The sequence below is a fragment of the Ferrovibrio terrae genome (assembly GCF_007197755.1).
In the GTDB taxonomy this organism is placed as follows: domain Bacteria; phylum Pseudomonadota; class Alphaproteobacteria; order Ferrovibrionales; family Ferrovibrionaceae; genus Ferrovibrio; species Ferrovibrio terrae.
This window is the reverse complement of sequence record NZ_CP041636.1, coordinates 1,699,057-1,724,542: the sequence shown is the minus strand read 5'-3', so window position 1 is coordinate 1,724,542 and position 25,486 is coordinate 1,699,057. Positions and strand designations below refer to the sequence as shown.

The 25,486-nt window shown below is 64.6% G+C and carries 25 protein-coding genes and 1 tRNA gene; 16 read left to right on the top strand and 10 right to left on the bottom strand.

From position 1 onward, the window contains the following. Window positions 1–5: 5 nt before the first annotated feature. A complete protein-coding gene (aroA, locus tag FNB15_RS08445) occupies window positions 6–1,370 on the bottom strand; it encodes a 3-phosphoshikimate 1-carboxyvinyltransferase (RefSeq protein ID WP_144068275.1) in 1,365 nt (454 codons plus the stop codon). A gap of 164 nt (window positions 1,371–1,534) precedes the next feature. On the opposite strand from aroA, the gene FNB15_RS08440 reads away from it, so the two are divergent. After that, on the top strand, window positions 1,535–1,858 hold the full coding sequence (locus FNB15_RS08440) for a TIGR02300 family protein (RefSeq protein WP_144068274.1): 324 nt from the start codon (window positions 1,535–1,537) through the stop codon (window positions 1,856–1,858). A 131-nt stretch (window positions 1,859–1,989) separates the two neighbouring features. Further along, window positions 1,990–2,065 (top strand) — tRNA-Ala (locus FNB15_RS08435). A 57-nt stretch (window positions 2,066–2,122) separates the two neighbouring features. Here FNB15_RS08435 and FNB15_RS08430 read toward each other — a convergent pair. Beyond that, on the bottom strand, window positions 2,123–2,314 hold the full coding sequence (locus FNB15_RS08430; protein ID WP_144068273.1) for a hypothetical protein: 192 nt from the start codon (window positions 2,312–2,314) through the stop codon (window positions 2,123–2,125). A 94-nt stretch (window positions 2,315–2,408) separates the two neighbouring features. On the opposite strand from FNB15_RS08430, the gene FNB15_RS08425 reads away from it, so the two are divergent. From FNB15_RS08425 to speE, 4 genes are all read left to right on the top strand, one after another. After that, the gene (locus FNB15_RS08425; RefSeq protein WP_185973778.1) at window positions 2,409–2,978 is read left to right on the top strand and encodes a PAS domain-containing protein; all 570 of its coding nucleotides are present in this window, start codon (window positions 2,409–2,411) and stop codon (window positions 2,976–2,978) included. A 2-nt stretch (window positions 2,979–2,980) separates the two neighbouring features. After that, a complete protein-coding gene (locus FNB15_RS08420) occupies window positions 2,981–3,964 on the top strand; it encodes a peptidoglycan bridge formation glycyltransferase FemA/FemB family protein (RefSeq protein ID WP_144068271.1) in 984 nt (327 codons plus the stop codon). Between the two features lie 329 nt (window positions 3,965–4,293). After that, window positions 4,294–4,725 carry an adenosylmethionine decarboxylase gene (gene speD / locus FNB15_RS08415; protein WP_144068270.1) on the top strand — a complete coding sequence of 144 codons (432 nt, stop codon included), beginning with the start codon at window positions 4,294–4,296 and terminating at the stop codon, window positions 4,723–4,725. Beyond that, the gene (speE, locus tag FNB15_RS08410; protein WP_144068269.1) at window positions 4,722–5,717 is read left to right on the top strand and encodes a polyamine aminopropyltransferase; all 996 of its coding nucleotides are present in this window, start codon (window positions 4,722–4,724) and stop codon (window positions 5,715–5,717) included. The genes speD and speE overlap by 4 nt, the downstream gene beginning before the upstream one ends. 97 nt (window positions 5,718–5,814) lie before the next feature. Here the strand turns inward: speE and FNB15_RS08405 are convergent, their stop codons facing one another. Then, the gene (locus FNB15_RS08405) at window positions 5,815–7,785 is read right to left on the bottom strand and encodes an APC family permease (protein WP_221932773.1); all 1,971 of its coding nucleotides are present in this window, start codon (window positions 7,783–7,785) and stop codon (window positions 5,815–5,817) included. Window positions 7,786–7,912: 127 nt separating this feature from the next. Next, complete coding sequence (locus FNB15_RS08400) at window positions 7,913–9,130, bottom strand: MFS transporter (RefSeq protein WP_144068268.1); 1,218 nt, start codon at window positions 9,128–9,130, stop codon at window positions 7,913–7,915. A 162-nt stretch (window positions 9,131–9,292) separates the two neighbouring features. Here FNB15_RS08400 and FNB15_RS08395 point away from each other — a divergent pair, with 162 nt between their 5' ends. After that, window positions 9,293–9,772, top strand: coding sequence for a hypothetical protein (locus tag FNB15_RS08395; protein ID WP_144068267.1), 480 nt, complete (start codon window positions 9,293–9,295; stop codon window positions 9,770–9,772). Between the two features lie 137 nt (window positions 9,773–9,909). Continuing rightward, complete coding sequence (yddG, locus tag FNB15_RS08390; protein WP_144068266.1) at window positions 9,910–10,800, top strand: aromatic amino acid exporter YddG; 891 nt, start codon at window positions 9,910–9,912, stop codon at window positions 10,798–10,800. On the opposite strand, the gene FNB15_RS08385 is transcribed toward yddG, so the two are convergent. Continuing rightward, entirely contained in the window at window positions 10,768–12,006 is a 1,239-nt protein-coding gene (locus tag FNB15_RS08385) for an MFS transporter (protein ID WP_246068824.1), read from the bottom strand. The genes yddG and FNB15_RS08385 overlap by 33 nt on opposite strands. An 84-nt stretch (window positions 12,007–12,090) precedes the next feature. On the opposite strand from FNB15_RS08385, the gene FNB15_RS08380 reads away from it, so the two are divergent. Continuing rightward, the gene (locus FNB15_RS08380; protein ID WP_144068265.1) at window positions 12,091–12,864 is read left to right on the top strand and encodes an AraC family transcriptional regulator; all 774 of its coding nucleotides are present in this window, start codon (window positions 12,091–12,093) and stop codon (window positions 12,862–12,864) included. Here FNB15_RS08380 and FNB15_RS08375 read toward each other — a convergent pair whose 3' ends face one another. From FNB15_RS08375 to rmuC, 3 genes are read right to left on the bottom strand one after another with little or no spacing between them, the layout of a single operon-like run. After that, window positions 12,865–13,287, bottom strand: coding sequence for a cupin domain-containing protein (locus FNB15_RS08375; protein WP_144068264.1), 423 nt, complete (start codon window positions 13,285–13,287; stop codon window positions 12,865–12,867). Window positions 13,288–13,294: 7 nt separating this feature from the next. Beyond that, complete coding sequence (locus FNB15_RS08370; RefSeq protein WP_144068263.1) at window positions 13,295–13,927, bottom strand: exopolysaccharide biosynthesis protein; 633 nt, start codon at window positions 13,925–13,927, stop codon at window positions 13,295–13,297. Further along, the gene (gene rmuC, locus FNB15_RS08365; RefSeq protein ID WP_144068262.1) at window positions 13,924–15,267 is read right to left on the bottom strand and encodes a DNA recombination protein RmuC; all 1,344 of its coding nucleotides are present in this window, start codon (window positions 15,265–15,267) and stop codon (window positions 13,924–13,926) included. Before rmuC ends, FNB15_RS08370 begins: the two co-directional genes overlap by 4 nt. Window positions 15,268–15,358: 91 nt before the next feature. Between rmuC and def the strand changes: the two genes are divergently transcribed. The 3 genes from def to truA all read left to right on the top strand — a co-directional run bounded on the left by def (window position 15,359) and on the right by truA (window position 17,667). Further along, the gene (def, locus tag FNB15_RS08360) at window positions 15,359–15,877 is read left to right on the top strand and encodes a peptide deformylase (protein WP_144068261.1); all 519 of its coding nucleotides are present in this window, start codon (window positions 15,359–15,361) and stop codon (window positions 15,875–15,877) included. Between the two features lie 10 nt (window positions 15,878–15,887). Further along, window positions 15,888–16,808: a methionyl-tRNA formyltransferase gene (gene fmt, locus FNB15_RS08355; protein ID WP_221932772.1), complete on the top strand. Its 921-nt coding sequence runs from the start codon at window positions 15,888–15,890 to the stop codon at window positions 16,806–16,808. A 115-nt stretch (window positions 16,809–16,923) separates the two neighbouring features. Continuing rightward, entirely contained in the window at window positions 16,924–17,667 is a 744-nt protein-coding gene (truA, locus tag FNB15_RS08350; protein ID WP_144068260.1) for a tRNA pseudouridine(38-40) synthase TruA, read from the top strand. Between the two features lie 23 nt (window positions 17,668–17,690). Here truA and FNB15_RS08345 read toward each other — a convergent pair whose 3' ends face one another. Beyond that, window positions 17,691–18,266 (bottom strand): hypothetical protein, encoded by a 576-nt coding sequence (locus FNB15_RS08345; protein ID WP_144068259.1) that lies wholly within the window; start codon window positions 18,264–18,266, stop codon window positions 17,691–17,693. Beyond that, a complete protein-coding gene (dapE, locus tag FNB15_RS08340; protein ID WP_144068258.1) occupies window positions 18,244–19,485 on the bottom strand; it encodes a succinyl-diaminopimelate desuccinylase in 1,242 nt (413 codons plus the stop codon). The genes FNB15_RS08345 and dapE overlap by 23 nt, the downstream gene beginning before the upstream one ends. A gap of 228 nt (window positions 19,486–19,713) precedes the next feature. Between dapE and secA the strand changes: the two genes are divergently transcribed. The 4 genes from secA (at window position 19,714) to FNB15_RS08320 (ending at window position 25,485) form a co-directional block, all read left to right on the top strand. After that, the gene (gene secA / locus FNB15_RS08335) at window positions 19,714–22,431 is read left to right on the top strand and encodes a preprotein translocase subunit SecA (RefSeq protein ID WP_144068257.1); all 2,718 of its coding nucleotides are present in this window, start codon (window positions 19,714–19,716) and stop codon (window positions 22,429–22,431) included. A 180-nt stretch (window positions 22,432–22,611) separates the two neighbouring features. Next, window positions 22,612–23,610: a DUF2891 domain-containing protein gene (locus tag FNB15_RS08330; RefSeq protein WP_144068256.1), complete on the top strand. Its 999-nt coding sequence runs from the start codon at window positions 22,612–22,614 to the stop codon at window positions 23,608–23,610. 56 nt (window positions 23,611–23,666) lie between these two features. Continuing rightward, window positions 23,667–24,293, top strand: a complete 627-nt coding sequence (locus FNB15_RS08325) for a LysE family translocator (RefSeq protein ID WP_144068255.1) — start codon at window positions 23,667–23,669, stop codon at window positions 24,291–24,293. Between the two features lies 1 nt (window position 24,294). Continuing rightward, on the top strand, window positions 24,295–25,485 hold the full coding sequence (locus FNB15_RS08320) for an epoxide hydrolase family protein (protein ID WP_144068254.1): 1,191 nt from the start codon (window positions 24,295–24,297) through the stop codon (window positions 25,483–25,485). Window position 25,486 lies beyond the last annotated feature (1 nt).

Here is a 25,486-nt window from a genome sequence, read left to right as displayed (position 1 = left end):
AACCGTCAGTTCGCCAGCTGCAGATCGCCGCCGAGCCGGCGCATCAGATCGGCAAAGCCCGGGAAGCTGGTATCCATCACGCGTGCATCATCGATGGTGACGCCGTCTTTCGCCGCCATGCCGAGCACCAGGAACGACATTGCGATACGGTGATCGAGTTCGGTGGCGATCACCTCGCCGGCAGCCAGGCCCTGCGGCGGCTTGCCCTTGCCGCGAATGATGATGCCATCCTCGAATTCTTCCAGATCGACGCCGCAACTTTTAAGCCCGCGCGCCATCACGGCCAGACGGTCGCTTTCCTTCACGCGCAGCTCCTTTGCCCCGCGCACGATGGTGTCACCTTCGGCGCAGGCGGCCGCCACGAACAGGATCGGATATTCGTCGATCATGCTGGGCGCACGCTCTTCCGGCACGGTGATGCCCTTCAGGGCCGACTGACGGATGGTGATATCGGCCACCGGCTCGCCGCCTTCGCTGCGCGTATTCGCGAAGCTGAAATCGGCGCCCATATCCTGCAGCGTGGTGAACAGCCCGGTGCGCAGCGGATTGAGGCCGACATTCTGCAACGTGATCTCGGAACCTTGCACAATGAGCGCCGCCACCATCGGGAATGCCGCCGAGGACGGATCGCCCGGCACCGCAATGGTGGTCGGCCTGAATTCGGGCTGGCCGGCCAGACGGATGATGCGGCCGCCGGTTTTGGTTTTCTCGACCTCCACGCTGGCACCGAAATGGCGCAGCATGTTTTCGGTGTGGTCGCGGGTCGGCTCGGGCTCGATCACCGTGGTGATCCCGGGTGCGTTCAAACCAGCAAGAAGCACGGCAGTCTTCACCTGCGCCGAGGCCACCGGCAGTTCGTATTCGATGGGGAGCGGGTGTGCAGTCCCCACCACTGTCAGAGGAAGACGCCCGCCGCTGCGGCCGACGAAACGCGCACCGATGCGGGTGAGCGGTTCGACCACGCGGCCCATCGGCCGGCGGCGCAGCGAGGCATCGCCCGTGAACGTCGCGGAGAAATCATGGCTGGCGACCAGACCCATCACGAGGCGCGCGCCGGTGCCGGCATTGCCCATGTCGAGCACGTCGGCCGGCTCGCTTAAGCCCCCCACACCGACGCCCCAGACCTTCCAGTTGCCGTCTCCCAGCCGTTCCACCTCGGCGCCCATGGCGCGCATGGCGGTCGCTGTCCGAAGCACATCTTCACCCTCAAGAAGCCCGCTGACCCGGGTCTCGCCGACGCTGAGCGCGCCGAAAATCAGGGAACGGTGGGAAATCGACTTGTCGCCCGGCACTTTAGCCGTGCCGGCAAGGGCTTTTGCAGCGGGGCGGGACCGGAACGGGCGGGCGGTCTGGTCGGAACTGGCGGTCATGGCGGGAAATGGTCCGGGCGACGGCAGACGGCTGCGAAAAAAGCCGGCTGTAACGGGTTGACAGGGCGCGCTTCTTTAACACAATCGCGCCGCTCCGGCCAGCCGGCCGGCTGCCGCCTCCGGGCCCTGTTTTTCCCGGTCGCCGATACATGGAGATTTGCTCGATGGCTAAAGCCGAATGGGGCGCCAAGCGCCGCTGCCTGAGTTGCGGCGCTGCTTTCTACGATCTGAACAAGTCGCCGATCAACTGCCCGAAATGCGATGCCCTCTTCAATCCGGAAGTGCCGGTGAAGTCCTCGCGCCGCCCGGCCAAGGTGGAAGAACCGAAGAAGGTGGTGCCCAAGGTGGCGGTGCCGGATGCCGAGGATGAAGTCGAGGATACCGGCCTGGGCGACGACATCCTGGAGGATGCCGACGAGTTCGAGGAAGACGACGTCGCCGAGGAAATCGACGTCGACGCACCGACGGACGATACTGAAGAACGCTAAGGACACCGGTTTCGTGGGCGGTTTTTCAGGCCCACGAAGCCCTTGCAAACCTACCGGGGGCGGCTTATGGTCCGCCCCCGCCGACGGACCCCAAGTCAACCGCCAGGTTGCCCTTAAGTCCGTGATTTTATGGGGCCATAGCTCAGCTGGGAGAGCGCCTGCATGGCATGCAGGAGGTCAGCGGTTCGATCCCGCTTGGCTCCACCAAATCCTCTAAAAACGCCCGCGCCTCTCAAGGCCGGGCGTTTTTCGTTTCCGGCAGCTTTACTGGAAGAAACAGAGCACGCCGTAACAGGCGTCCAGCCAGTGGCGGAACACGAAATACAGCGCCACATCCGCCAGCAGCAGCAGCAGCAGGCCGGGCAGAGCCACGAATTTCAGGAAATAGACCAGCGCCCAGCGTGTGAAACGCGGCGCCGGAATTGCCAGGCCATGGATTCGCTCGAGACGGGGCATTCCGTCTTTGTAACCAATGCCGGATCGACTCGATAGACTTCGCGACAGGGCCGACAGGCTTTACAGGCCCCGGCAAGGCGTCAAAGCTGGCGGCATGACGGACACCCCTTCGCGAGATCCGGCCCCCGGCCGTTCGACATTCTCGACCGCCAGCACATTGCGGCGTGACTTCACGGCCGCGGACTGCCGCGAGCCGGCGATCCGGCATCTGCATGATTACTGGCAGCGTCAGCGCGGCATGCATCGCTTTCCGGCCCGCAACGAGCTCGATCCGATCGACATGAAGCCGGCACTGGGCGGCATCACGATTTTCGAGATCCACCCCAAGGCAGACGGGGGCTTTCGATTCCGCTACCGCCTGATCGGCTCGGCCATCGTGGCGCGCGACGGCTTCGATATGACCGGCCGTTTTCTGGATGAACTGCCGCTGCTGCAATACCGCGCGCTGCTGCTCGGCCGGCTGGAAATGCTGGCGCGCGACCCGGCGCCGGTGCTGGTCCACAACAAGCAGTTCTACGACGAGCGCTGGTATGATTACGAAGCGATCTGGCTGCCGCTGGCCAGCGATCATGAAAACGCCGACATGCTGATGGCCTGCCAGATCTTCGCCCGAACGCCGTCCAGTCATGTCGGCCTGCCTGTCGTTGGGAAACCAGGCATCTGACAATGCAGTTACACCCCTGCACCACTCCGGCCGACTGGGCCGCGGCACAGACTGCATTGCGTTTCAGCGTGCTGGAACAGAGCTGGTGCTACGGCGCCGCCACGGCGGCCGTGACGCGCGACAGGGTGCAGCCCGAACGCTGGCTGCTGCGACGCCATGACGGCAGCGTTGCCGGCCTCGTGCAGGCTTTCGTGCGCCGCGTCCCTCCACTGGGCCGTTTCGTGCGCATCGTGCGCGGGCCGCTGTTCGTGCCGGGCCTGCCGCGCGCCGACCGTGAGGCCGCGCTGGCGCTGGTCCGGCAGATCTATCCCTGGCGCGAGCGATGCCTGCTGTGGTGGCTGCCCGAACTGAATGGCGGCGCGGAATCGGACGCCGTGATGGCGCAGCTCGGCCTGCGGCCGATGATGACCGGCTATTCCTCGATCCGCTGCGATCTGCGTCCGCCGCCGGAAAAGCTGCGCAGCGAACTGGATGGCAAATGGCGCAATACGCTCAAAGCCGCCGAGAAATCCGCTTTGCTGATGGAAACCGCCAGCATCGCGGCCGGCAGCTGGAACGATGAGGCTTTCGCAGCCCTGCTGGGCGAACATGCGCAGCATCGCCTGGAAGAAGGCTTCGGCGGCCCCGATGCGCGCTTTTACGCCGCCTATGCTGACGCGGCGAAGGCAGCGCGCCCGGACGGCGAGGACGCGCTGCTGTTCTGGGCCCATGCCGGCACCCATCAGGGCCGCGTGCGGCCGCTCGCTGGCATTCTGGTGCTGCGCCATGGCCAGGCCGCGACTTACGCGATGGGCTGGAGCAACGAAGCCGGCCGACTGGTGAAGGCGCATTACCGCCTGCTGTGGCAGGCCATGCTGAGTCTGCGCGGTCTGGGTGTGACCGATTTCGATCTGGGCGGCGTGGACACCCAGCGCGGCGCCGGCGTGGCACGCTTCAAGCTGGGGCTGAACGGCTCGGTTTTCACACTCGCCGGCAGCTATCTCTGAAGTCGCAAAACCGCGGCGGAACGTCACATTAAAACCCGCTGAAAAGCCGGAAATTGTGACATCCCGTCCATAACTTAAAAAAAATCCCCCGGGGGGCCGACCGGGGGGTCGATTCCGCTTGCATCGGGGGGGAAATGGCCCCATACCCCCCTCCTTGAGACTGTTTGGAAAGTTGCGAACTGGCCGTCGGTATTCTACCTGGCGCCGACCGGAACCACGGGGCTTTCCCAACAGTCTCTCTGCCAATCGGATACCCCCTTACTGTCACCGGGGGTGCACCTTTTTTTCAGGATTGTGGAAAAGCAATCCCCGTGGTGGAGACCAGTTCCATGAGCAAGAATAACCTGAAGCCCGCCCTCCATGCCGTTCAGACCGAGCAGGCGGCGGCCGACGAGCATTTCATCTGCAAGGATGGGATGCGCTATGCCGGCATGCACCTGATCATCGATCTGTGGGGCGGCAAGCATCTCGACAATCTGGCACTGGTGAAGCAGGCGCTGACCGAAGCTGTCTCGGAAATCGGCGCGACCCTGCTGAACATTGACCTGCATCATTTCGAGCCCAATGGCGGCATCTCCGGCGTGGCCGTGCTGGCCGAGAGCCATATGTCGATCCACACCTGGCCCGAGAAGGGCTATGCGGCGCTGGACGTCTTCGTCTGCGGCGATTGCCAGCCGCAGAAGGCGATTCCGGTGCTGCGGCGCGCCTTCCTGCCCGACAACATCCAGTGCACTGAGCTGAAACGGGGCCTCGTCCTGTGACCACCTGGTTCAACGAAACCCTGTACAAGGGTTTCCGCCAGAGTCACGAGGTGAAGAAGGTTCTCTTCGAGGGCCGCTCGAAATACCAGAATGTCGGCGTGTTCGAGAGCGGGCGTTTCGGCCGCATCCTCGCGCTCGACGGCGTGGTCCAGTGCACCGAGGGAGACGAGTTCGTCTACCACGAGATGCTGACCCATCTGCCGATCCTGGCGCATGGCAAGGTCGAGTCCGTGCTGATCATCGGCGGCGGCGACGGCGGCATCCTGGAAGAAGTGCTGAAGCACACGTCGGTCAAGCGCGCCACCATGGTCGAGATCGATGGCGAGGTGATCGAGGTCGCCAAGAAGTACCTGCCTAAAATCTGCGGCAAGGCCTTCTCTGACAAGCGCACCAACCTGATCGTCGGCGACGGCGCGGCCTATGTGGCCGAGACCAAGAACCGCTACGACCTGGTGATCGTGGACCGCCCGGATCCGGTCGGGCCTGCGACTGTGCTGTTCAGCGAGGGCTTCTATCGCAACTGCCGTCGCGTGATGAAGCCGAATGCGATCCTGGTGGCGCAGAACGGCGTGCCGCACATGCAGGGCCCGGAGCTGACCGAAGCCATCAAGCTGTTTCAGAAGATCTGGGCGGAGTCGGGCAGCTATCTGGCCGTGGTGCCGACCTATGTCTGCGGCTTCATGTCGATGACCTGGGCCTGCGACCGCGACATCACCGATGTCGATCCGCGCCAGGTGTTTGCCCGGTTCGACAAGGCGAAGCTGCCGGCGCTGCGCTACTACAATCCGGAAATCCATTTCGCCGCTTTCGCATTGCCGAACTTCGTCGCCGGGCTGATCCCCGCCCCGAAGGCTGCACCGAAGAAAACCGCGAAAAAGACCAGCCGCAAGCCTGTGGCAAAAAAGTCGCCGGTGAAGAAAAAGGCCGCGAAGGCACCCGCCAAGTTAAAGAAGGCAGCCGCGCCGAAGCGGAAAGCTGCTAAGAAGCGCTGACGAATTCCAGAGTTAAAAAAGCGAAGCTAGCTTTAACTCACAAAAGCCCGCCGGTTCTCGGCGGGCTTTTTTTATTTCAGCACTCACACCTTCCCGCTCATACTTTCATGGGCAGTATCACCATCGGCATGCCGCGCAGATGCAGCAGGCGCTGCAGCGACAGGGCCGTGCTGTTGTGCAGCAGGCGGGTGAAAACGTTGTCGCTGCGGAACAGCAGCTTCGAGGCGAAGAACACCGTGTTGGGGTATGTCTGCAGCGCCTCGCCAGCCAGTTTGTCGAGCAGTTCGACGGTTTCGGTGCCAAAGGCCACGTAAGCGTCGGTGGCGATGCCATGCCGTTCGCACCAGCTGGCAAAGCGCTGCAGCCGCGTGTCGATCTCGGCCTGCATGCGGGCGACCTTGTCCTGCCCGTGGAACTGCTCGGTATCGATCTCGCCAACAGTCAGGAAGATCACGTTTTTGAACTGGTTGGGGAACAGGGTCAGCGCCGCCAGCAGCGTGTGCATCGCCACGCCGTCGCGCGAGCCCAGGAACAGCGCCGCGGTGCGCGCCTTCGGATCGGGCACCAGATCGCGCTTGGGCACGGCGCCATGGCTATTACCGAACAGCGCGTCTGCTTCGGCCAGCTGGCGGTTGACGCTGTCGTAATGGCGCTTGATCGCCAGGCCGACCAGGAAGACGAAGCCGGTGGCCAGCACGGTGAACCAGGCGCCATCGGCGAACTTCTCCACCAGCGTCACCATCAGAATGCCGAAGGTGACGATGAAGCCGAGCAGCGACTGCGCCAGGCCGAAGGGCCAGCGTTTCTCGCTGCGATGGGTGAGCCAGTAACGGCACAGGCCGGCCAGGCAGAGCGAGAAGGTCAGGAATACGTTGATCGAATAGAGCACGACCAGGAAATGCACCTGCCCGCCGGTGATCCACAGTGCACCGATGGCCGCCACCGCCATCACGACGATGCCATCCTGCGTCACCAGCCGGTCGGACAACTGGCTGAACTGGTGCGGCATCCAGCGATCAACTGCCATATTGGCCAGCACGGCCGGGCCGCCGAGGAAGCCGGTATTGGCGGCCACGAACAGCAGGGCGGCGGCAAAGGTCAGCGTGATCGCCAGTGCGATCGCCACGATATGGCCGCCGCCGGTCAGCTCGGTCAGCACGGATTCAAACACTGTGGCATTCAGCGTGCGGCCATGCTCCTTGCCCACACCCCAGAGCAGATAGAGCACGATCAGGCCGGCCGCCATGAAGGCGAGCGACAGCGCCATGTAGAGCATGGTCCATTTGCCGGTGCGCACGCGCGGCTCACGCAGCATGTTCACATTGTTCGAGACCGCCTCAATGCCCGTATACGTGCCGCCACCCATGGCAAAAGCCTTGAGCAGCAGCGCGATCACGCCAACCATGCCGATCTCGGCCGAGAAGTTGCGGGTTTCGGCAATGGTGTCGGGAATCAGGGCCGGCAGGTTGCCGGCATGCAGGCCGATGCCAACCACGATCAGCGCCGCATGGGTGAGGATGAAGCCGAGGAACAGCGGCACCAGCAGCGCGATCGGCTCCTTCATGCCACGCAGGTTCAGGCCTGCCAGCAACAGCACGACCAGCGATTCCACCGGCAGTTTCCACATGTGGTATTGCGGCGGCACCAGGCTGAACAGTGCATCGACGCCGCTGGCCACCGAGATGGCGATGGTGAGCACATAGTCGATGATCAGCGCCGAGCCCGACAGCAGGCCGGTATGGCTGCCGATCAGTTCGGTGGCGACCTTGTAGCCGCCGCCGCCATTGGGAAACAGCGCGATCACCTGGTTGTAGGAAAACGCGATGATGAAGACGGTGAGCGCGGTGGCCACCGCGAGATACAGCGCGAGATGCGTATGTTCGCCGAGCGCGAGGAAGGCTTCCTCGGGGCCGTAGTTGGCCGAAGACAATCCGTCGGCGCCGAGGCCGACCCAGGCAACGAAGGCAGCCAGCGCGATATGCTGACGCACTTTGGGGGAAAGCGGATCGAGAGGTGCGCCCAGAAACAGGCGCTTGAGCCTTTCCAGGCTCAGCCAATGCATGGTCATGATGTCACAACGGGGAGAGGGAGAGGCGGTTGCCTGTCGCAAGGCATTCACTGTGCGAATGCGGCGCGGATGCTCTGCCTGTTCGCGATTTTCGTCAAGCTGCAGAAAACGCATAGCCGCAATGCGGCTACGGGGCGTTATTTCGCGCTTTTACGGCAAAAATGAAGCCGGCGGCGGAGATTATCATGGCGACCAGCATGGTCAGCATCACCGCAGCATAACCGCCGGTGGCCTGCCAGATCAGGGCGGCGAGCGATGGCGCAACGGCGGCGGCGATGCTGGCCGGCAGCGTGAGCGCGCCGCTGATCGCGCCGAAGCCTTCGCGTCCGAGCAGGTCCGGTACCGAAGTCCCGCGCAGGATGGTCATCATGCCATTCGCCGCGCCATAGACCGCTGCCATCGCAAACAGTGCCGGCACGGCTGACGGGAAGAACACCAGCAGCAGCATCGCCAGCACGAATAAAGCCATGACGATGTAGCCGGTCGCGACGGTTTCGATTCTGCGGCCGAACAGCAGCAGGATACGGCCGCCGACCTGCGCCGGGCCGATCACGGTGATGATCGCCACGGCGGTGGCCAGCGCCACGCCATATTCCGCCAGCATCGGCAGAAAGTGGAAGATCAGCATGGCATGCGCCAGCAGATAGAAGGTGAAACAGACCGCGAGGCCCCAGAAGACCGGATTGCGCAGAGCGCGCTGCATGGGAGTCTTGTCGCTTACCTGTGCAGCGGCGTCGTTCGCCGGCGGCCTGGCCCGGTCGCGCAGCAGCAGCGTATGTACCGGCAGGCAGAAGACCAGATTGCACGCGGCCATCAGCAGCAATGCGGTCTGCCAGCCAAGGCTTTCGATCCACCAGGCGATCAACGGCGTGAACACCGTGCTGGCGAAGCCGCCGGTGAGTGTCAGCATGGTGATGCGTATTTTGGCGCTGTCGGGGAACAGCCGCGTCAGCACGGCAAAGACCGGCGTATAGAGCGTGCAGGCCTGCGCCAGTCCCAGTCCGAACCAGATCGCATAGAACAGCACCGGGTCGCGCACATAAGCCCAGGCGACGAACAGCAGCACCGCCAGCGCCGAGCCAAGGCTCATGACCAGCCGGCCGCCATAGACGTCGATGATGCGACCGACGGGGTAGGCGGCGAAACCGGCGGTGAGCAGGCCCAGCGACAGCGCCCCGTTCAGCAGGCTGCGGCTCCAGCCCAGCTCCGCTTCCATCGAGGCGATGAAGAGCGGGAAGCCGTAGAAGATGGTGCCCCAGGAGACCAACTGGGCGACCGACAGCATGGCGACCAGCGGCCAGCCGTCGCGGCGCCAATCTCCGCCGGGAAAGGATGCGAAACTCATTGCCTGCGTTATAGCTCGCAGCCGTTTGGCCCGGCATGAGTTTTTCTTATACGGCGGAAAAGATGGATAGACCTCTGCGCGGGAGGGCCTCCGCCGGCAGTTCCTTGAAACGCAGCCTAAATGATATAATGTAACATCACCAATTCAGCCATGAGGCCTGCCATGCGCCGCCGCCAGTTCCTCGCCGCTACCGCCGCCGGCTTTGCCTGCACGGCTGCCACCAGCCCCGCGCGGGCGCTGTCGCTGCAGGAGGCGCCTGCTCATCTGCGGCTCGGTCCGCCGGTGGTGGATGGAACGCTGGACTGGAGCCAGCTGGCCCGTGCCGGCGCCAGCATGTTCCGCGACGGCAGGATCAGCCGCTTCCCCGCCGACCTGCACGCCCTGGATGGCCAGGAGGTGGCACTGGCCGGCTACATGATGCCCTTCACCGATGCCGACCGGCACAGCGAGTTCATGTTCGGCGCCCTGCAGTTCCATTGCCCCGGCTGCATGATGGGCGAGCTGAACCGGATGATGGCGGTGAAGGCCGCCGAACCGGTTGCCGATGCAGATGGCCCACTGGTGATTCGCGGCCGCCTGCGCCTGCTGGAGGATGAGGCCTCGCCCCTGTTCTACCGGCTCGAGGCCGCAACAGAGGCCTGACTTGATCTGAACGGCGGTTTTTCCTAAAACCGGGGTCCCGGCGGCGGCCTCCATATTTGTTACACCTGCGCAATGCGCCCAAAAACGCATGGGGCATTGCCGCGTCTCTTAGTCCGTTTCGCTGGATTCAGAAAACAATGACCGTGTCCGCGTCTTCCGCACGCCTCCGCGCGACTCTCATCGGCACCATCGCCATCTGGCTCTGGGCCGCCCTCGCCCTTTTCACCACGCTGACGCCGAGCGTGCCGGCGCTGCAGCTCACCGCCATGACCTTCAGCCTGTCGGCGCTGGCCGCCGTGATCATGTGGACAATCCGTGGCGAGGGTGTGCTGAAACACTTCCGCCTTGCGCCCGCGGCCTGGGCGCTCGGCGTCGGCGGCCTGTTCGGCTATCACGCGCTGTATTTCCTCGCGCTGAAACTGGCGCCACCGCTAGAAGCCAGCCTGATCAACTACCTCTGGCCGCTGCTGATCGTGCTGTTCTCGGCATTGCTGCCGGGCGAGCGCCTGCGCTGGTTCCATCTTGCCGGCGCCGGTCTGGGCCTCGCGGGAACCGTCATCCTGATCGCCGGCAAGGGCGAACTCGGTTTCGACTGGCGTTACACGGCGGGCTACACCGCCGCTTTCGCCTGCGCCTTCACCTGGTCGATCTATTCCGTGCTGAGCCGGCGCTTTGCCGCCGTGCCGACCGATGCGGTCGGCGCTTTCTGCGCCGCTACGGCTTTGCTGTCGTGGATCGGGCATTTCATGTTCGAGACCACGTCATGGCCGGCGGACATTCAGGAATGGGCCGCCGTTGTCGCCTTGGGTCTTGGCCCGGTCGGGCTGGCCTTCTTTTGCTGGGACCACGGCATGAAGCGCGGCGATGTGCGCGCGCTCGGCACCATGGCCTATGCCGCGCCGCTGCTGTCCACCCTGCTGCTGATTGTCTTCGGTCAGGGCGCCCTGACGCTGCCGGTGATCCTCGCCTGCGCGCTGATCATCGGCGGCGCCGTGCTAGGCACGGCTGACCTGCGGCGCAGCCGCTGAAGACACTGTCTCGGCTTCCTCGGTGGGTGATCCACCGGGAAAGACCAGCGCCGAGAGGAAGATGCTGAGGCCCAGCGCAGCCAGCACGCCGAACAGCGTGTCGAAGCCGCCGCCGCGCTCATAGACCAGCGCTATCAGCGGCACCGCCGTGGCGCTGGCGCCAAACGACAGCAGGTAGCGCAGCGAAAACGCGCGCGCGCGCCATTCGTCAGAGGTGTAGCGCGCCACCATGGTGTCGTTGATCGTCACCTGGCCGAAGACGGCGAACATCACGCCGAGGCAGGGCAGGATCAGCCACCAGCTTTCCGTGATGCCGGCCAGCAGCAGGCACGGCGCCTGCAGGAAAGAGACGATGACAAAAATCTGTTTCAGAGTGTAGCGGTCGACCAGACGGCCGATGATCAGCTGCGCCATGGCGCCGGCGAGATAGACCACGAAGACCAGCATGCTGATACCGACCGGCGTGCCGATCAGGTCGTGCATGCGTTCGCTGAACAGCTTGGGGAAAACGATGGTGGCGGCATTGAATACCACGCCGCCGCTGACGCCGACCACCGCCAGCACGGCGAAGGCACGGATGGCGATGGCGCGCGGCACCTTCACCTGCGGCTTGCCCTTGCGCGGCGGGCTGGCATGTTCGGGCACCATGGCGAGATAGGCGATGCCGAACAGGATCGAGAGCGCGCCGGGCAGAATGAAGGCGAAGCGCCAGCCGAGGAACTGCGCGATGGCGCCGGTGACCAATGCCGCGCAGGCGACGCCGACATTGCCCCACACGCCGTTCAGGCCAAGCTCGCGGCCAAGCGTTTCGGAGCCGAGCGAATCGGCATGGGCGGTCAGCATCGCGGTGCCGACCGGATGATAGATCGAGGCGAACAGCCCCATCAGCGTCAGGCCGATCGCGAGCGTGATCATCGACGAGGTCAGGCCGGTGAAAATCGCCGCAGCGCCGATGCCGAGGAAGAAGACGCCAAGCATGTTGCGCCGGCTCCATGTGTCGCCGAGCCAGCCCGACGGGATCGAGCCGGCGCCAAAGGCGATGAAGCCACCGATCGACAACGCCAGCAGCTCGCCATAGCTGTTGCCGAAATCCGCCCCCATCGCCAGCACGGCAGTGGGGAAGATCAGCATGAACATATGGTCGAACAGATGCGCGATATTGACGTAATTGATGACGCGACGGGCCAGCGGCACGGAGACGGGCATGGACGGATTCCTCTATTGCAGCCGGCAGCATAACCCTGTCTGATAGGCATCGTCCTGCCGCAATCTATCGCAAATCGGACACCCATGGCCCGCAGCACCAATGCCGAGGACTACCAGCGCGTCGCCCGTCCGGTGGCGGCGATGCCCAAGGATTTTCCCTCCGGCCACCATATCGCCCGCCACAGCCATCCGCGCGGCCAGCTGGTCTATGCCACGCGCGGCGTGATGCGGGTGGGGACGGACCAGGGCACCTGGGTGGTGCCGCCGCAGCGGGCGCTGTGGATTCCCCCCGGGGTGGAGCATGAAATCCGCATGAGCGGCGCGGTGGCGATGCGCACGCTCTACATCGCGCCGGACACGGCAGGCAACCTGCCGGCCGACTGCCTGGTGATCGAGGTCTCGGAGCTGCTGCGCGCGCTGATCCTCGCCGCCATGGAAGAACCGGTGGACTATGACAGTGGGTCGCGCGGCGAAGCGATCGCACAGCTTCTTTTACACGAACTGCGTGGCGTGGCCGTTGTGCCGCTGCATTTGCCCATGCCACGTGACGCCAAACTACAGACTGTCTGCCGCCGCGTGCAGGAAAGTTTAAGCGACGATATCGATATCGAAACTCTGGCGCGCGAGGCCGCGATGAGCAGCCGCAGCCTCGCCCGCCTGTTCCAGCGCGAGACCGGCATGGGCTTTCTCGCCTGGCGTCAGCAGGCGCGCCTGGCCGAGGCGCTGGCGCAGCTCAGCACGGGCAGGCCGGTGGCGCTGGTGGCGAGCGATCTGGGCTATGCCAGCCCGGCGGCGTTTACGGCGATGTTCAGGAGAAGCCTCGGCACCACGCCGGGGAAGTATTTCAGCTCACGCTGACTACGGCGCCCAGCCCGGCGGCGCGAGTTCAAAGCCTGCAAAATCAAACCCCGGCGCGACCGTGCAGCCGACCAGCGTCCAGGCGCCGAGCGTTTCCGCCGCCTGCCACCAGTGCGTCGGCACGATGCCCTGCGGCCGTTCGCCGCTGGCCAGAGCATTGCCCAGCGTGATTGTCTGCACGGCAGCGCCGGCCTTTTCGGCAATACTCAGCCGCAGCGGCGCGCCGGCATGCCAGTGCCAGATCTCCACCGCATCGACGCGATGCCAGTGCGATGTCTCGCCTTGCCGAAGCAGGAAGTAGATCGCGGTCGAGTGGCTGCGGCCCTGTGCATCCGCGGCCGGATCGCGAAACGTCTCGACGTAATGCCCGCCTTCGGGATGCGGCTGCAGGCCGAGCAGTTTGATCACTTCTTCAGCTGTCATCTCGGGGTCATCCGAAAATCCGGTCGAGAATGGCCAGGCCCACATCGAGCAGGAACCAGACCCAGCCGGTTGCGACAATGCTGGACGCCGCCGCAGCCACCACCAGCGCGCCGTCGCGTTCGACCTGGCCGAGCGCCGCGAGAATGATCGCCCAGGCCGGGATCAGGTTGCCGAACGGGATCGGCAGCGACAGCAGGATGGCGTTCCACAGAATGAGCCCGCCGATCAGGCGGCTGGCCAGCGGCCCGGCGGCCAGATGCGTGAAGCGCGGCCGGATGAAGCGTTCGAGTTTCACGATATAAGGCAGCGCCGGACGCAGCAGTTTCGCCACGTCCTTGCGGGCGAAACTGCGCGCGCGCCAGCTGGCCGGAAACCACGGCGTTTTGAATCCCAGCAGCATCTGAACTGAAAGCAGCAGCAGCGGCGCGCCGAGAATGGCCGACAGGCCGGGCGCGATCGGCGCCGGAATGCCGTTGGGCAGCGCAAAGACCAGCACCAGGAAACCGAAGCTGCGCAGGCCAAAGGCGCGCAGCAATTCGTCCAGGCTGATGCGGTCATCCTCCCAGCCATCGCAGATGGCGGCGACGATCTCGCTGACCTTTTCGGGGCCAGCCTGAGGCGCGTCTGACTGGTCGCTCATTTCTCGGTCAGGCCGGGTAACTGCGGCGTGACATCCTCGACGTCGGCTTCGATCACATCATCCATCGGTTCGCTCACATTCAGCCGCGCCAGCTGATCCGGCGCCGCCTTGGACGGGCGTATACCGTACTTCGCAAGTTGGCGAATTTGAGGCAGAACGTTGCGATTGATCGAACCGCTGAAATTCGACAGCGCGTCGGCTGCGGTCTTGACGCTTTTGTTCAGCGTCACCACATGGCCGAGCGAGACCGCCAGATTGTTGGTGAGCTTGGTCACCAGCTCGACGATCTTGTCGAGATTCTCGGCCTGCCGGCCGGTATCGATCTGCATCCGCGAATAGGCGATCAGGGCGAACAGCGAGGACGGCCCGGCCAGCATCACGTCAGATGCAATGGCGCGCTGCTCGAAATCGGGTGCGGCCAGCCGCAGCTTTTCGACAGCGGCATCGTTCGGCAGCGTCATCGCCACAATGCTGCGCTTGATACTGCCGCCGCGTTGCGACTCCTTGTAGGCGCTGAGAACGGCATTGCCGTAGTCTTTCGCGGTGAGCTGGCGCAGATGCGTGGTCATGCGCTGGGCCAGCTGCTGCTGCGCTGTCGCCTCCGCCACCTCGCCTTCGGCCTCGGCCAGATCGAGCAGCAGCTTGGAGGCCTTGGAATCCACCACCAGCACGGCATCGCCCGGCAGGAAAATGATCGCATCGGGCCGCAGGCTGCCGCGTTCGCCGTCGCCGGCGACATGATACTGCATGATGAAATCGACGCCGGGCTGCAGGCCAAAGGTCTTCAGCGTGTTTTCCAGCCCGATCTCGGCCAGCCGACCGGCCCCGCCCGGATGCGACAGCATGCGGTGAATCGCATCGACGCGATTGTTGTCCTTCTGCTGCTGCGCCACGGTGGCGGCAACCACCTGCGCCACCTCGGTCATCTGCTTGACCACGCCTTCGGTGACCTGCTGGACCTTTTTCTGCGAGTCTTCCTTCTGCGCTTCGGCCTCGCGCTTGTGGTCGGCCAGCAGCTTGTTCGACATCTGGGCGGCGCTTTCCAGCGCCGCCGCACGGGCGGCCATCGTGGCCGTCTCGGCCAGCTTCTCGAAAGCCTGGCTCTTCACCGCCAGTTCGCTGCGCAGGCCCGCCGCCTGGCGTTCGGCCTCCAGCCGGGCGGCCTGGGCAGCGGCGGCTTCGTCGCGCGCGGCATCCACCTGGTCGCGCAGCTCGGCCAGCAGCGCAGCCTCGCCGCTGGGGTTGCCACCGCGGCGGAGCAGAAAAACCAGCAGAATCAGGATGATCGCCAGGCCGGCGAGACTGGCGATTGCGAGAATCGGCACTATATCCATGGACATGGCCGTTCATATCATGCGGGCTTGACGGACTGCCAGCCCACAGCCTATGTGACGGCCCAGAATTAAGGCGCTGTATCGCGGATTTTGAACCATGGCCCTGCTGCCCATCCTGATTGCCCCGGACCCGGTCCTGGAAACCGTCTCGACCCCCGTCGACACGGTGACGGACGAGGTGCGTCAGCAGCTCGATGACATGCTGGAGACCATGTATGCCGCGCCGGGCATTGGCCTCGCCGCCATCCAGGTCGGCATCCCCAAGCGCATGCTGGTGATCGACGTCGCCCGCGACGGCGAAGACAAGCAGCCGCTCTATATCATCAACCCGGAAATCACCTGGGTCTCGGACGACGACCAGCTCTATGAAGAAGGCTGCCTGTCGCTGCCGGAACATTATGCCGAGGTCGAGCGCCCGGCCGAAGTGAAGGTCAGCTATCTCGACCGCAACGGCGAGAAGCAGGAACTGCATGCCGAGGGACTCCTCGCGGTCTGCCTGCAGCATGAGATGGACCATCTCGAAGGCATCCTGTTCGTCGACCATATCTCCGCGCTGAAGCGCAACATGATCCTGCGCAAGCTGCTGAAGCAGAAGCGCCTCGCCACCGCCAGCTGATCACCTCCCCATGACATTGCGTCTGGTCTTCATGGGCACGCCGGATTTCGCCGTGCCGGTGCTGGACGCGTTTCTCAAGGCCGGCGACGAGATCGCGGCTGTCTACAGCCAGCCGCCGCGTCCCGCCGGCCGCGGCCAGAAGCTGACGCCCTCACCGGTGCAGGCTTTCGCCGAGCAGCACGGCCTGCCGGTGCGCCATCCGGTCAGCCTGAAGAGCGCCGACGCGCAGGCCGAATTCGCAGCCCTCAAGGCCGATGCCGCCATCGTGGTGGCCTATGGCCTGCTGCTGCCAAAGCCGATCCTCGATGCGCCGAAGCATGGCTGCTTCAATCTGCATGCCTCGCTGCTGCCGCGCTGGCGCGGCGCCGCACCGATCCAGCGCGCCATCATGGCGGGCGATCTCGAGACCGGCGTCTGCGCGATGCAGATGGATGTCGGGCTGGATACCGGCCCGGTGCTGCTGCGCGAGATCGTTGCGATCACACCGCGCATGACGGTCAGCGAACTGCATGACGAACTGGTGCGCGTCGGCGCACCGCTGATGGTGCGTGCCGTGCATGGGTATGCCAAAGGCCAGATTCAGCCGCAGGCGCAGTCCGCTGAGGGCGTCACTTACGCCGCCAAGCTGCTGAAGGACGAAGGCCGCATCGACTGGACGAAATCAGCCATCGAGATCGACCGTGCCGTGCGCGCGCTCAACCCCGGCATCGGCACGCATTTCGAGATCAACGGCGAACGCATCAAGCTGCTGGCCGCCGAGCCTGTTGCCGGCAGTGGCGCAGCCGGCACCGCACTGGATGATACCGGCAAGATTGCCTGCGGAGACGGCGCGCTGAACCTGCTGAAGCTGCAGCGCCCGGGCAAGACCCCGGTTGCCATCGGCGATTTCCTGCGCGGCCTGCCGCTGCCGAAGGGAACGCGGGTTGGTTAGTCCGATGCGAACCCAAGACGTGGATGCCCGGAACAAGTCCGGGCATGACACACATATATTTTCCTTGTCATGGCCGGGCTTGACCCGGCCATCCACGCCTTCCTTTTAAAACGCCATGCCGCGCTATCGCCTGACACTGGAATATGACGGCAGCCGCTTTGCCGGCTGGCAGAAGCAGCGCGACGTCGCCTCAGTGCAGCAGACTTTCGAGGAAGCCGTGCAGGCGATCTGCGGCGGCGAATTGACCATCGATACCGTGGTGGCCGGCCGCACCGATGCCGGCGTGCATGCGCGCGGCCAGGTGGTGCATTTCGACCTCGACCGCGACTTCACGCCCGACCGCCTGCGCGACGGGCTGAACTTTTACCTGCGCGAGAACCGCATCGCCGTGCTGGACGCCGCCATTGTCGATGGCGAGTTCAGCGCGCGGCTGTCCGCCACCGCGCGGCATTATCTGTATCGCATCCTGAACCGCCGCCCGCCGCCGGCGATAGAAGCAGGCAGTGTGTGGCATGTGCCGGTGCTGCTGGATGCCGATGCCATGCAGGTCGCCGCCCAGCGCCTGGTCGGACATCACGACTTCAACAGCTTCCGCTCCACCGAATGCCAGGCGAAGTCGTCGTTGCGCACGCTGGATGCGCTGGATGTGCGGCGCGTCGGTGATGAAATCCATGTCACGACCTCGTCGCGCAGCTTCCTGCACAACCAGGTGCGCATCATGACCGGCACGCTGAAACTGGTCGGCGAAGGCAGATGGAATGCCGATGACGTCAGCGCCGCGCTCGAAAAGGCCGACCGCCGCGCGGCAGGTCCTACCGCGCCGCCGGAAGGCCTGTGCCTGATGAAAGTGGATTACTGAAGGCCAGCTAGAGCAGCAGCCGGCTACAGCAGAAGATCGACCAGCCGGTGCATCGCCAGACTTGTGAGCAGGTCGAGCGCCGAGATCGCCAACGCGAGCGACCAGGTGGCGCCAAGACCATGGCGCGCCACCCGCACCACGATATAGAGCCAGGCCAGCAGCAAGGCCGTGCTCCAGCCGGCCAGCACGCTGGGCGGCAGCAGCCCCCAGCTGACGCCGGCGAGGATCGGCAATGTCGCCGCTGTCGTGATCGCCTGCGCCCAGTTGTAGAGAATGATGAAAATGCCGAAGCGTTCGCCCAGGCCGAAAATGCGGCTGATCCCGGCGATCAGCGCGAAATAGGCCGCCCAGCCGAGCAGGAATTTCAGCGCCTGCACCAGCGTGTAGACGGTGTGCTCACCGTCGAAGGCCGCAAGCTCGTCCGCCGTCGGCCGCATCACCACCGCATAGACCACCAGCAGCGCCAGCGGCAGCCAGAAGCTGCGCCAGAAGCCGTCCAGCGACAGGTCGTGGCAGAGCAGCGCGCGCTCGTCGCCGCGCAGCAGCAGGCCGAGGCCTTTGACGGCGGAACGGATCTCAGCGCTGGACGGCAAGGCCATCGAAGAACCGCTGCAGCATGCCTTCATAAACCTTGGAGAGCGCGCGGATGTCATCGACGCCGGCGCGTTCATCGACCTTGTGCATGGTCTGGCCGACGAGGCCGAATTCCACCACCGGGCAATAGGCCTGGATGAACCGCGCATCCGAGGTGCCGCCGGTGGTGCTGAGCTCGGGTTCGCGGCCGGTGCCTTCCTTCACGGCTTCTGCCATCGCGGCCACGAAAGGTCCGGGTTTCGTGAGGAAAGGCATCGCGCCATCTTCCAGCATGAGATCGAAGCGCGTGCCGAGCAGCGCGCGGTTCTCGCCCTGCCCACCGCACACGGCTTCACAGGTGCGGATGATCCAGTTCTTCAGCCCGGCCGAACTCTGCTCGGTGTTGTACCGGATGTTGAGCACCGCTTTCGCATTGGCCGGAATCACGTTGTTGGCCGGATTGCCGACATCGATAGTGGTGATCTCCAGGTTGGAGGCCTCGAAATGCGCATTGCCGGTATCGAGGCGGCGCGACTTCAGCGCCGACAGGATATCGAGCAGCTTGGGGATCGGATTATCGGCCAGATGCGGATAGCCGACATGGCCCTGCACGCCATGCACGGTCAGCCGCGCGGTCAGCGAGCCGCGCCGGCCGATTTTCATCATCTCGCCGAGCCGCAGCGGATTGGTCGGCTCGCCGACCACGCAGACGCTTAAGGTCTCGCCCTTGTCCTTCAGCCAGTCGAGCACGCGGGTGGTGCCATTGATGGCGGGGCCTTCCTCGTCGCCGGTGATCAGGAGACTGATACCGCCGGGGATTTTACCATCCCGCGCGGCGATGAAGCGGCCGGCGGCGGCCACGAAGGCGGCGATGGCCGATTTCATGTCGGTGGCGCCGCGGCCATAGAGCTGGCCGTCACGGATCTCGGCGGCAAAAGGATCGACGCTCCAGGCGGCGGCATCGCCCACCGGCACCACGTCGGTATGGCCAGCGAAGCAGAAATTCGGCCCCTTGTTCTCTCCAAACGGCCCCTCGCCCCAGCGGGCATAGAGGTTTTCCACGTCCGGGGTGTTGGGAGCGGTGAATTTCAGCCGCTCGCAACGGAAGCCCAGCGGGGCCAGAACCGCCTCCAGAACCCCCAGGGCGCCCTGGTCGGCCGGGGTCACGCTCGGGCAGCGGATCAGGTCCTGGGCCAGGGTCACGGCATCGGGGGCGGACTGGGGCGAGGCGGGGGCAGCGGACACGACAGGGCCTTTCTGTGAAGGGGCGATGTAACCCCTTGAATTGCTGCGGGTCAATGCGGCCGGGACAGGCGTCTGGCCTGGCCTCCCGCTGGGTCTCTGGCGGGGTTATGCCGCAGGGCCCCTTCGTTGACATGGAGGGGGGCAATGCATATCTAATGCCCCGGTTTCCGTTGCGCCGGTTCTCGTTGCGCGACGTGGATTTAGCGCATTCCCAGGGGTACGGCATAGATGTTCGGCGCGATCGCCAAAAAGCTGTTCGGTTCGGCCAACGACCGCACCGTCAAAAGCTACCTCAAGACCGTCCAGGCGATTAATGCCCTGGAGGCCCAGACCGCCGCCCTGAGCGATGCCGAGCTGCAGGCCAAGACCGCTGAATTCCGCCAGAAGCTGGCCGGTCAGGACGGCAAGCCCGGTGTCGACCTCGACGACCTGCTGCCCGAAGCCTTTGCCGTGGTGCGCGAGGCCGCCAAGCGCGTGCTGGGCCAGCGCCATTACGATGTGCAGCTGATCGGCGGCATGGTGCTGCATGACGGCCGCATCGCCGAAATGAAGACCGGCGAAGGCAAGACCCTGGTCGCCACGCTCGCCGTCTATCTCAATGCCCTGCCCGGCACCGGCGTGCATGTCGTCACCGTGAACGACTACCTGGCCCGCCGCGACTCCGAATGGATGGGCCGCGTCTACAATTTCCTGGGCCTGAGCACCGGCGTGATCGTGCACGGCCTGGACGACGAGGAACGCCGCGCGGCCTATGCCTGCGACGTCACTTACGGCACCAACAACGAATACGGTTTCGACTATCTGCGCGACAACATGAAGTTCCGTCGCGAGGACATGGTGCAGCGCCCGTTCAGCTTTGCCATCGTCGACGAAGTCGACTCGATCCTGATCGACGAAGCGCGCACGCCGCTGATCATCTCCGGCCCGTCGGAAGACACCACCGACCTCTATGTGCGGGTCAATGCGCTGGTGCCGCAGCTGGTGGCGGCAGACTACGAGAAGGACGAGAAGCAGCGCACGGTGCACTTCACCGAAGACGGCACCGGGCATATCGAAGAGATCCTGCGCGCCGCCGACCTGCTGAAATCCGACTCGCTGTACGACATCGAGAATATCGCCGTCGTGCACCATGCCAACCAGGCTTTGCGCGCCCATGTGCTGTTCACCCGCGATGTCGATTACATCGTGAAGGACGACAAGGTCATCATCATCGACGAGTTCACCGGCCGCATGATGGAAGGCCGTCGTTACTCGGACGGCCTGCACCAGGCGCTGGAAGCCAAGGAAGGCGTCAGTGTCCAGACCGAGAACCAGACGCTGGCCTCGATCACCTTCCAGAATTACTTCCGCATGTATCCCAAGCTGTCTGGCATGACCGGCACGGCCTCGACGGAAGCCGCTGAATTCGCCGACATCTATCGCCTGGAAGTCGTCGAGATTCCGACCAACGTAGGCGTTGCACGCATCGACGGCGACGACGAGGTCTATCGCAGCGCGCGCGAAAAGTATGAAGCCATCGTCACCCTGATCGCCGAATGCCGCGAGAAGGGCCAGCCGCTGCTGGTCGGCACCGTGTCGATCGAGAAGTCGGAACTGCTGTCCGACTTCCTCAAGCAGCGCAACATCCCGCATCACGTGCTGAATGCACGCCACCACGACCAGGAAGCCTTCATCGTGGCGCAGGCCGGCCGGCTCGGCGCCGTGACCATCGCCACCAACATGGCCGGTCGCGGCACCGACATTCAGCTCGGCGGCAACGCCGACATGCGTATCCTGCAGGAAACGCAGGGCATGGAAGGCGAGCTGAAGGCCAAGATGGAAGCGCAGATCCGCGCCGAAGTGCTGGTCGAAAAGGACAAGGTGCGCGCCGCCGGCGGTCTTTATGTCATCGGCACCGAGCGCCATGAAAGCCGCCGCATCGACAACCAGCTGCGCGGCCGCTCCGGCCGCCAGGGCGATCCCGGCGCGTCGAAATTCTTCCTCAGCCTGGAAGACGACCTGCTGCGCATCTTCGGCTCCGAACGCATGGACAGCATGCTGCAGCGGCTCGGCCTGAAGGAAGGCGAGGCGATCATCCACCCCTGGATCAACAAGGCGCTGGAAAAGGCGCAGCAGAAGGTGGAAGCGCGGAACTACGAAATCCGCAAGAACCTGCTGAAATACGACGATGTGATGAACGACCAGCGCAAGGTGGTCTACGAGCAGCGCATCGAGATCATGGGCGCCGACAACGTGGCCGATACCGTGCGCGACATGCGCGAGGAAATCGCCAGCGAACTGGTCGACCGCCATATCCCCGAACGCGCCTATGCCGAACAGTGGAATTCCGAAGGCCTGCAGGCCGAGGTGCACCGCCTGTTCGCGCTCGACCTGCCGATCGTGGAATGGGCCAAGGAAGAAGGCATCGCCGACCAGCAGATCCGCGAACGCCTGGCCGATGCCATCGAGCGCCGCATGGCCGAGAAGGCTGCCAATTTCGGCCCCGAGGTGATGCGCATGGTGGAGCGCAGCCTGCTGCTGCAGGTGCTCGACCAGACCTGGAAAGAACACCTGCATCATCTGGATTACCTGCGCCAGGCCATCGGCCTGCGGGCTTACGCGCAGAAGGATCCGCTTAACGAATACAAGCGCGAGGCTTTCTCGCTGTTCGAGCAGATGCTGGTCCGCGTGCGCGAGCAGGTGACCTCGATCCTCTCGCGCGTCGAAGTGCGCGCCGAGGAGCCGCCAGCCGAGCTGTTCGCCCGGCCGAGCCAGCCGATGCGCGAAAGCCGTGGCGAGGCCCTGGAAGGTGGCGAGGATGACGGCCTGCCATCGCGTCCGGTGTCGCAGTCGCGCGCGGCAGTTGCGGTCGATCCCAACGATGAATCGACCTGGAAAGCCACGCCGCGCAACTCGCCCTGCCCCTGCGGCTCGGGCAAGAAGTTCAAATACTGCCACGGCAAGTGACGGTCCCCAAAGGGGCCGTCATCCCGGGCTTTTGACCCGGGATCCCATTCCCTCTTGTCATAGAAACAAATGGGATTCCCGCCCGTCGCGCTTTGCGCGACAGTATATTTAAGGCGGCAAGGCCGCCGGGGCGGGAATGGCGATCTTTGTTGATCTGACGTGTTGTGCAATGCTGCGGGCATGACACAGCTCACCCTCGCCCAGGCCGAACGTTTCGCCGCATTGCCGCTGCGCAATCTCGATCGCGAATACCCCAACAACCTGACGCATTTCAATAACAGCGCCGCCGACGTGCGCGAGCCGCATGAGCTGCACCCGATCTTCTGGGGCAGTTACGACTGGCATAGCTGTGTGCATGGCTGGTGGCTGCTGACGCGCTGCCTGCGCCGCCATCCGCAGCTGAACGACGCGCCGCGCGCACACGATCTCTATGCGCGCTTCTTCACCAAAACTGCCGGCGCAGGCGAAGCGGCCTATCTGGATGCACCCGGACGCGGCACCTGGCAACGGCCTTACGGCTGGGGCTGGCTGCTGGCGCTCAGCGCAGAACTCTCGCTGTGGGACCAGCCGCAGGCGCAACACTGGCGCGCGGTCTTGCTGCCGCTGGAGCAGCGCATCGTGGCGCGCTTCCCCATCTATATGGAGAAGCTGACCTATCCGATCCGCGTCGGCACGCATTTCAACACCGCGTTTGGCCTGCTGCTGGCGCTGCATTACGCCCGCGTCACGGCCGAGCCGACGCTGGAGCCGGCGATCATGGCTTACGCCCGCAAGGTCTATCTGCCGGATACCGCCTACCCCGCGCATTACGAACCCAATGGCGACGACTTCCTGTCCGGCGCATTGACCGAGGCGCTGCTGATGGCGGAACTGCTGCCGGTGACCGAGTTTGCCGCCTGGTGGAACCGTTTCCTGCCCGCTGCCACCACCCTGTTCCTGCCGGCCGTCGTGTCGGATCGCAGCGATGCCAAGACCGTGCATCTCGACGGGCTGAACCTGAGCCGCGCCTGGTGCATGCGCGGCATCGCCGCCCGACTGCCCGGCGACCAGTCGGGCCTGCTGCAATCGGCGGCAGCGCATGAACAGGCCAGCCTGCCGCATCTGGAAAGCGGCGACTACGGCGGTGAACACTGGCTCGCCACTTTCGCGGCTCTGTCTGTGGAAGGGCTCGCCGACTAGCGCTTGCCAAGCGGGCGCATCCTGTGGCTGGCTGGCGGCAACAGGAGGAAATCACCATGCCCGTCAGCCTCGAACTCTGGCTCGCCTTCATTGCCGCGGCCAGCATCATGATCCTGATCCCCGGCCCCACCACCATGATGGTGCTGGGCCATACCATGGCGGGCGGGCCGCGCACCGGCGCACTCAGCCTGATCGGCGTGACCCTGGGCGATGTCTGCGCCATCGCGCTCTCCATGCTCGGCTTCAGCGCGCTTCTGGCGGCCTCGGCCGAAGCCTTCACCGCGATGAAATGGATCGGCGCGGTGTATCTGGTGTATCTCGGCATCAGGCTGTGGCGCGCACCGCCGATGGACTTGACGCCGGCGAATACCGGCAAGTCCTCGGCGCGCGACGCCATCCTGCAGACCTTTCTGGTCACGCTGCTCAATCCCAAGGGCATCCTGTTTTTTGCCGCCTTCCTGCCGCAGTTCATCGATCCCACCCGACCGCTCTGGCCGCAGGTCGCCATGCTGACGGTGACGATGAATGTGCTGGCGGCCGGCATCCAGGGCTGCTGGATCGTCATGATGGGCCAGGCGCGCAACCGCATCGCCAGTCCGCGCATGCTGAAAAACATGAATCGTGCGGGCGGCGCAATGCTGGTCGGTGCCGGCATGCTGACCGCGACCCTGAAACGGGGCTGACATGCTGCGCCTCGCCCCCGCGGCGGAAAAGTTCAGCATTGCGATTCCCGGGGCGGCGCTGGCCGACCTGAAGGCGCGGCTGGCCGCCACGCGGCTGCCGCCGGAGCCAACAGATGCCGCCTGGCAATACGGCAGCAATGTCGGCTACATGCGCGGCTTCCTGCAGCGCTGGCGCGACGGCTTCGACTGGCGACAGTGGGAAACGCGGCTGAATGGCTGGCTGCAGTATCGCGTCAAGCTGAAGCGGCCCGATACAGCTGGCTTGCAGACGGTGCATTTCCTGATCGAACCCGGCTCGGGCGACACGCCACGGCCGCTGCTGCTGACGCATGGCTGGCCCGGCTCGGTGCTGGAATTCGTCGATGTGATCGATCGCCTGGCGCATCCCGAGCGTTTCGGTGGTCGGGTGGAAGATGCCTTCACCGTGATCTGCCCGTCATTGCCCGGTTACGGCTTCTCGATGCCGCTGGAGCGGCCCATTGGCCCGCGTGCGATTGCGAAACTCTGGCGCGACCTGATGGTGGAGGTGCTGGGCTTCGAGCGCTTCCTGGTGCAGGCTGGCGACTGGGGCTCGATTGTGTCGAGCTGGCTCGGCATCGATTTCCCCGACCATGCCGTGGCCCTGCATCTCAACATGGTGCCGCTGCGCCCACCGCTGACGCGCGACATGCAGCCGCCGCTGAGCAACGCCGAGAAGGAATGGATGCTGCGCACCCGCAAGCGTCACGACGCCGAGGGCGGCTATTACGCCATCCAGAGCACCAAGCCGACCACTTTAGGTTATGGCCTGGCTGACAGTCCGGCGGGACTGGCCGGCTGGATCGTTGAGAAACTGCAGGGTTTCCCGCGTGCACCCGCCGACCACAAACCGGTGTTCGATCTCGACCATATGATCGCCAATGTCGCCTTCTACTGGCTGACCGAGACGGGCGTGACCTCGACCTGGCTCTACTGGGCGGCGCGGCAGAATGGCGAGCTGGCGATGCAGCCGGGCGAATTCTTGCGCAGCCCGACCGGCTTCCTGCTGCCGCCCTGGGACCTCGTGCCACCATCGCCCAAGGGCTGGCTGGAACGCGGCTACAACGTGACGCATCGCCATGATCTTGAACGCGGCGGCCATTTCGTGGCGATGGAGCAGCCGGAAATCTTCGTGGCCGATGTGCAGGCGTTTTTCAGAAACTTGATGGTGTGAA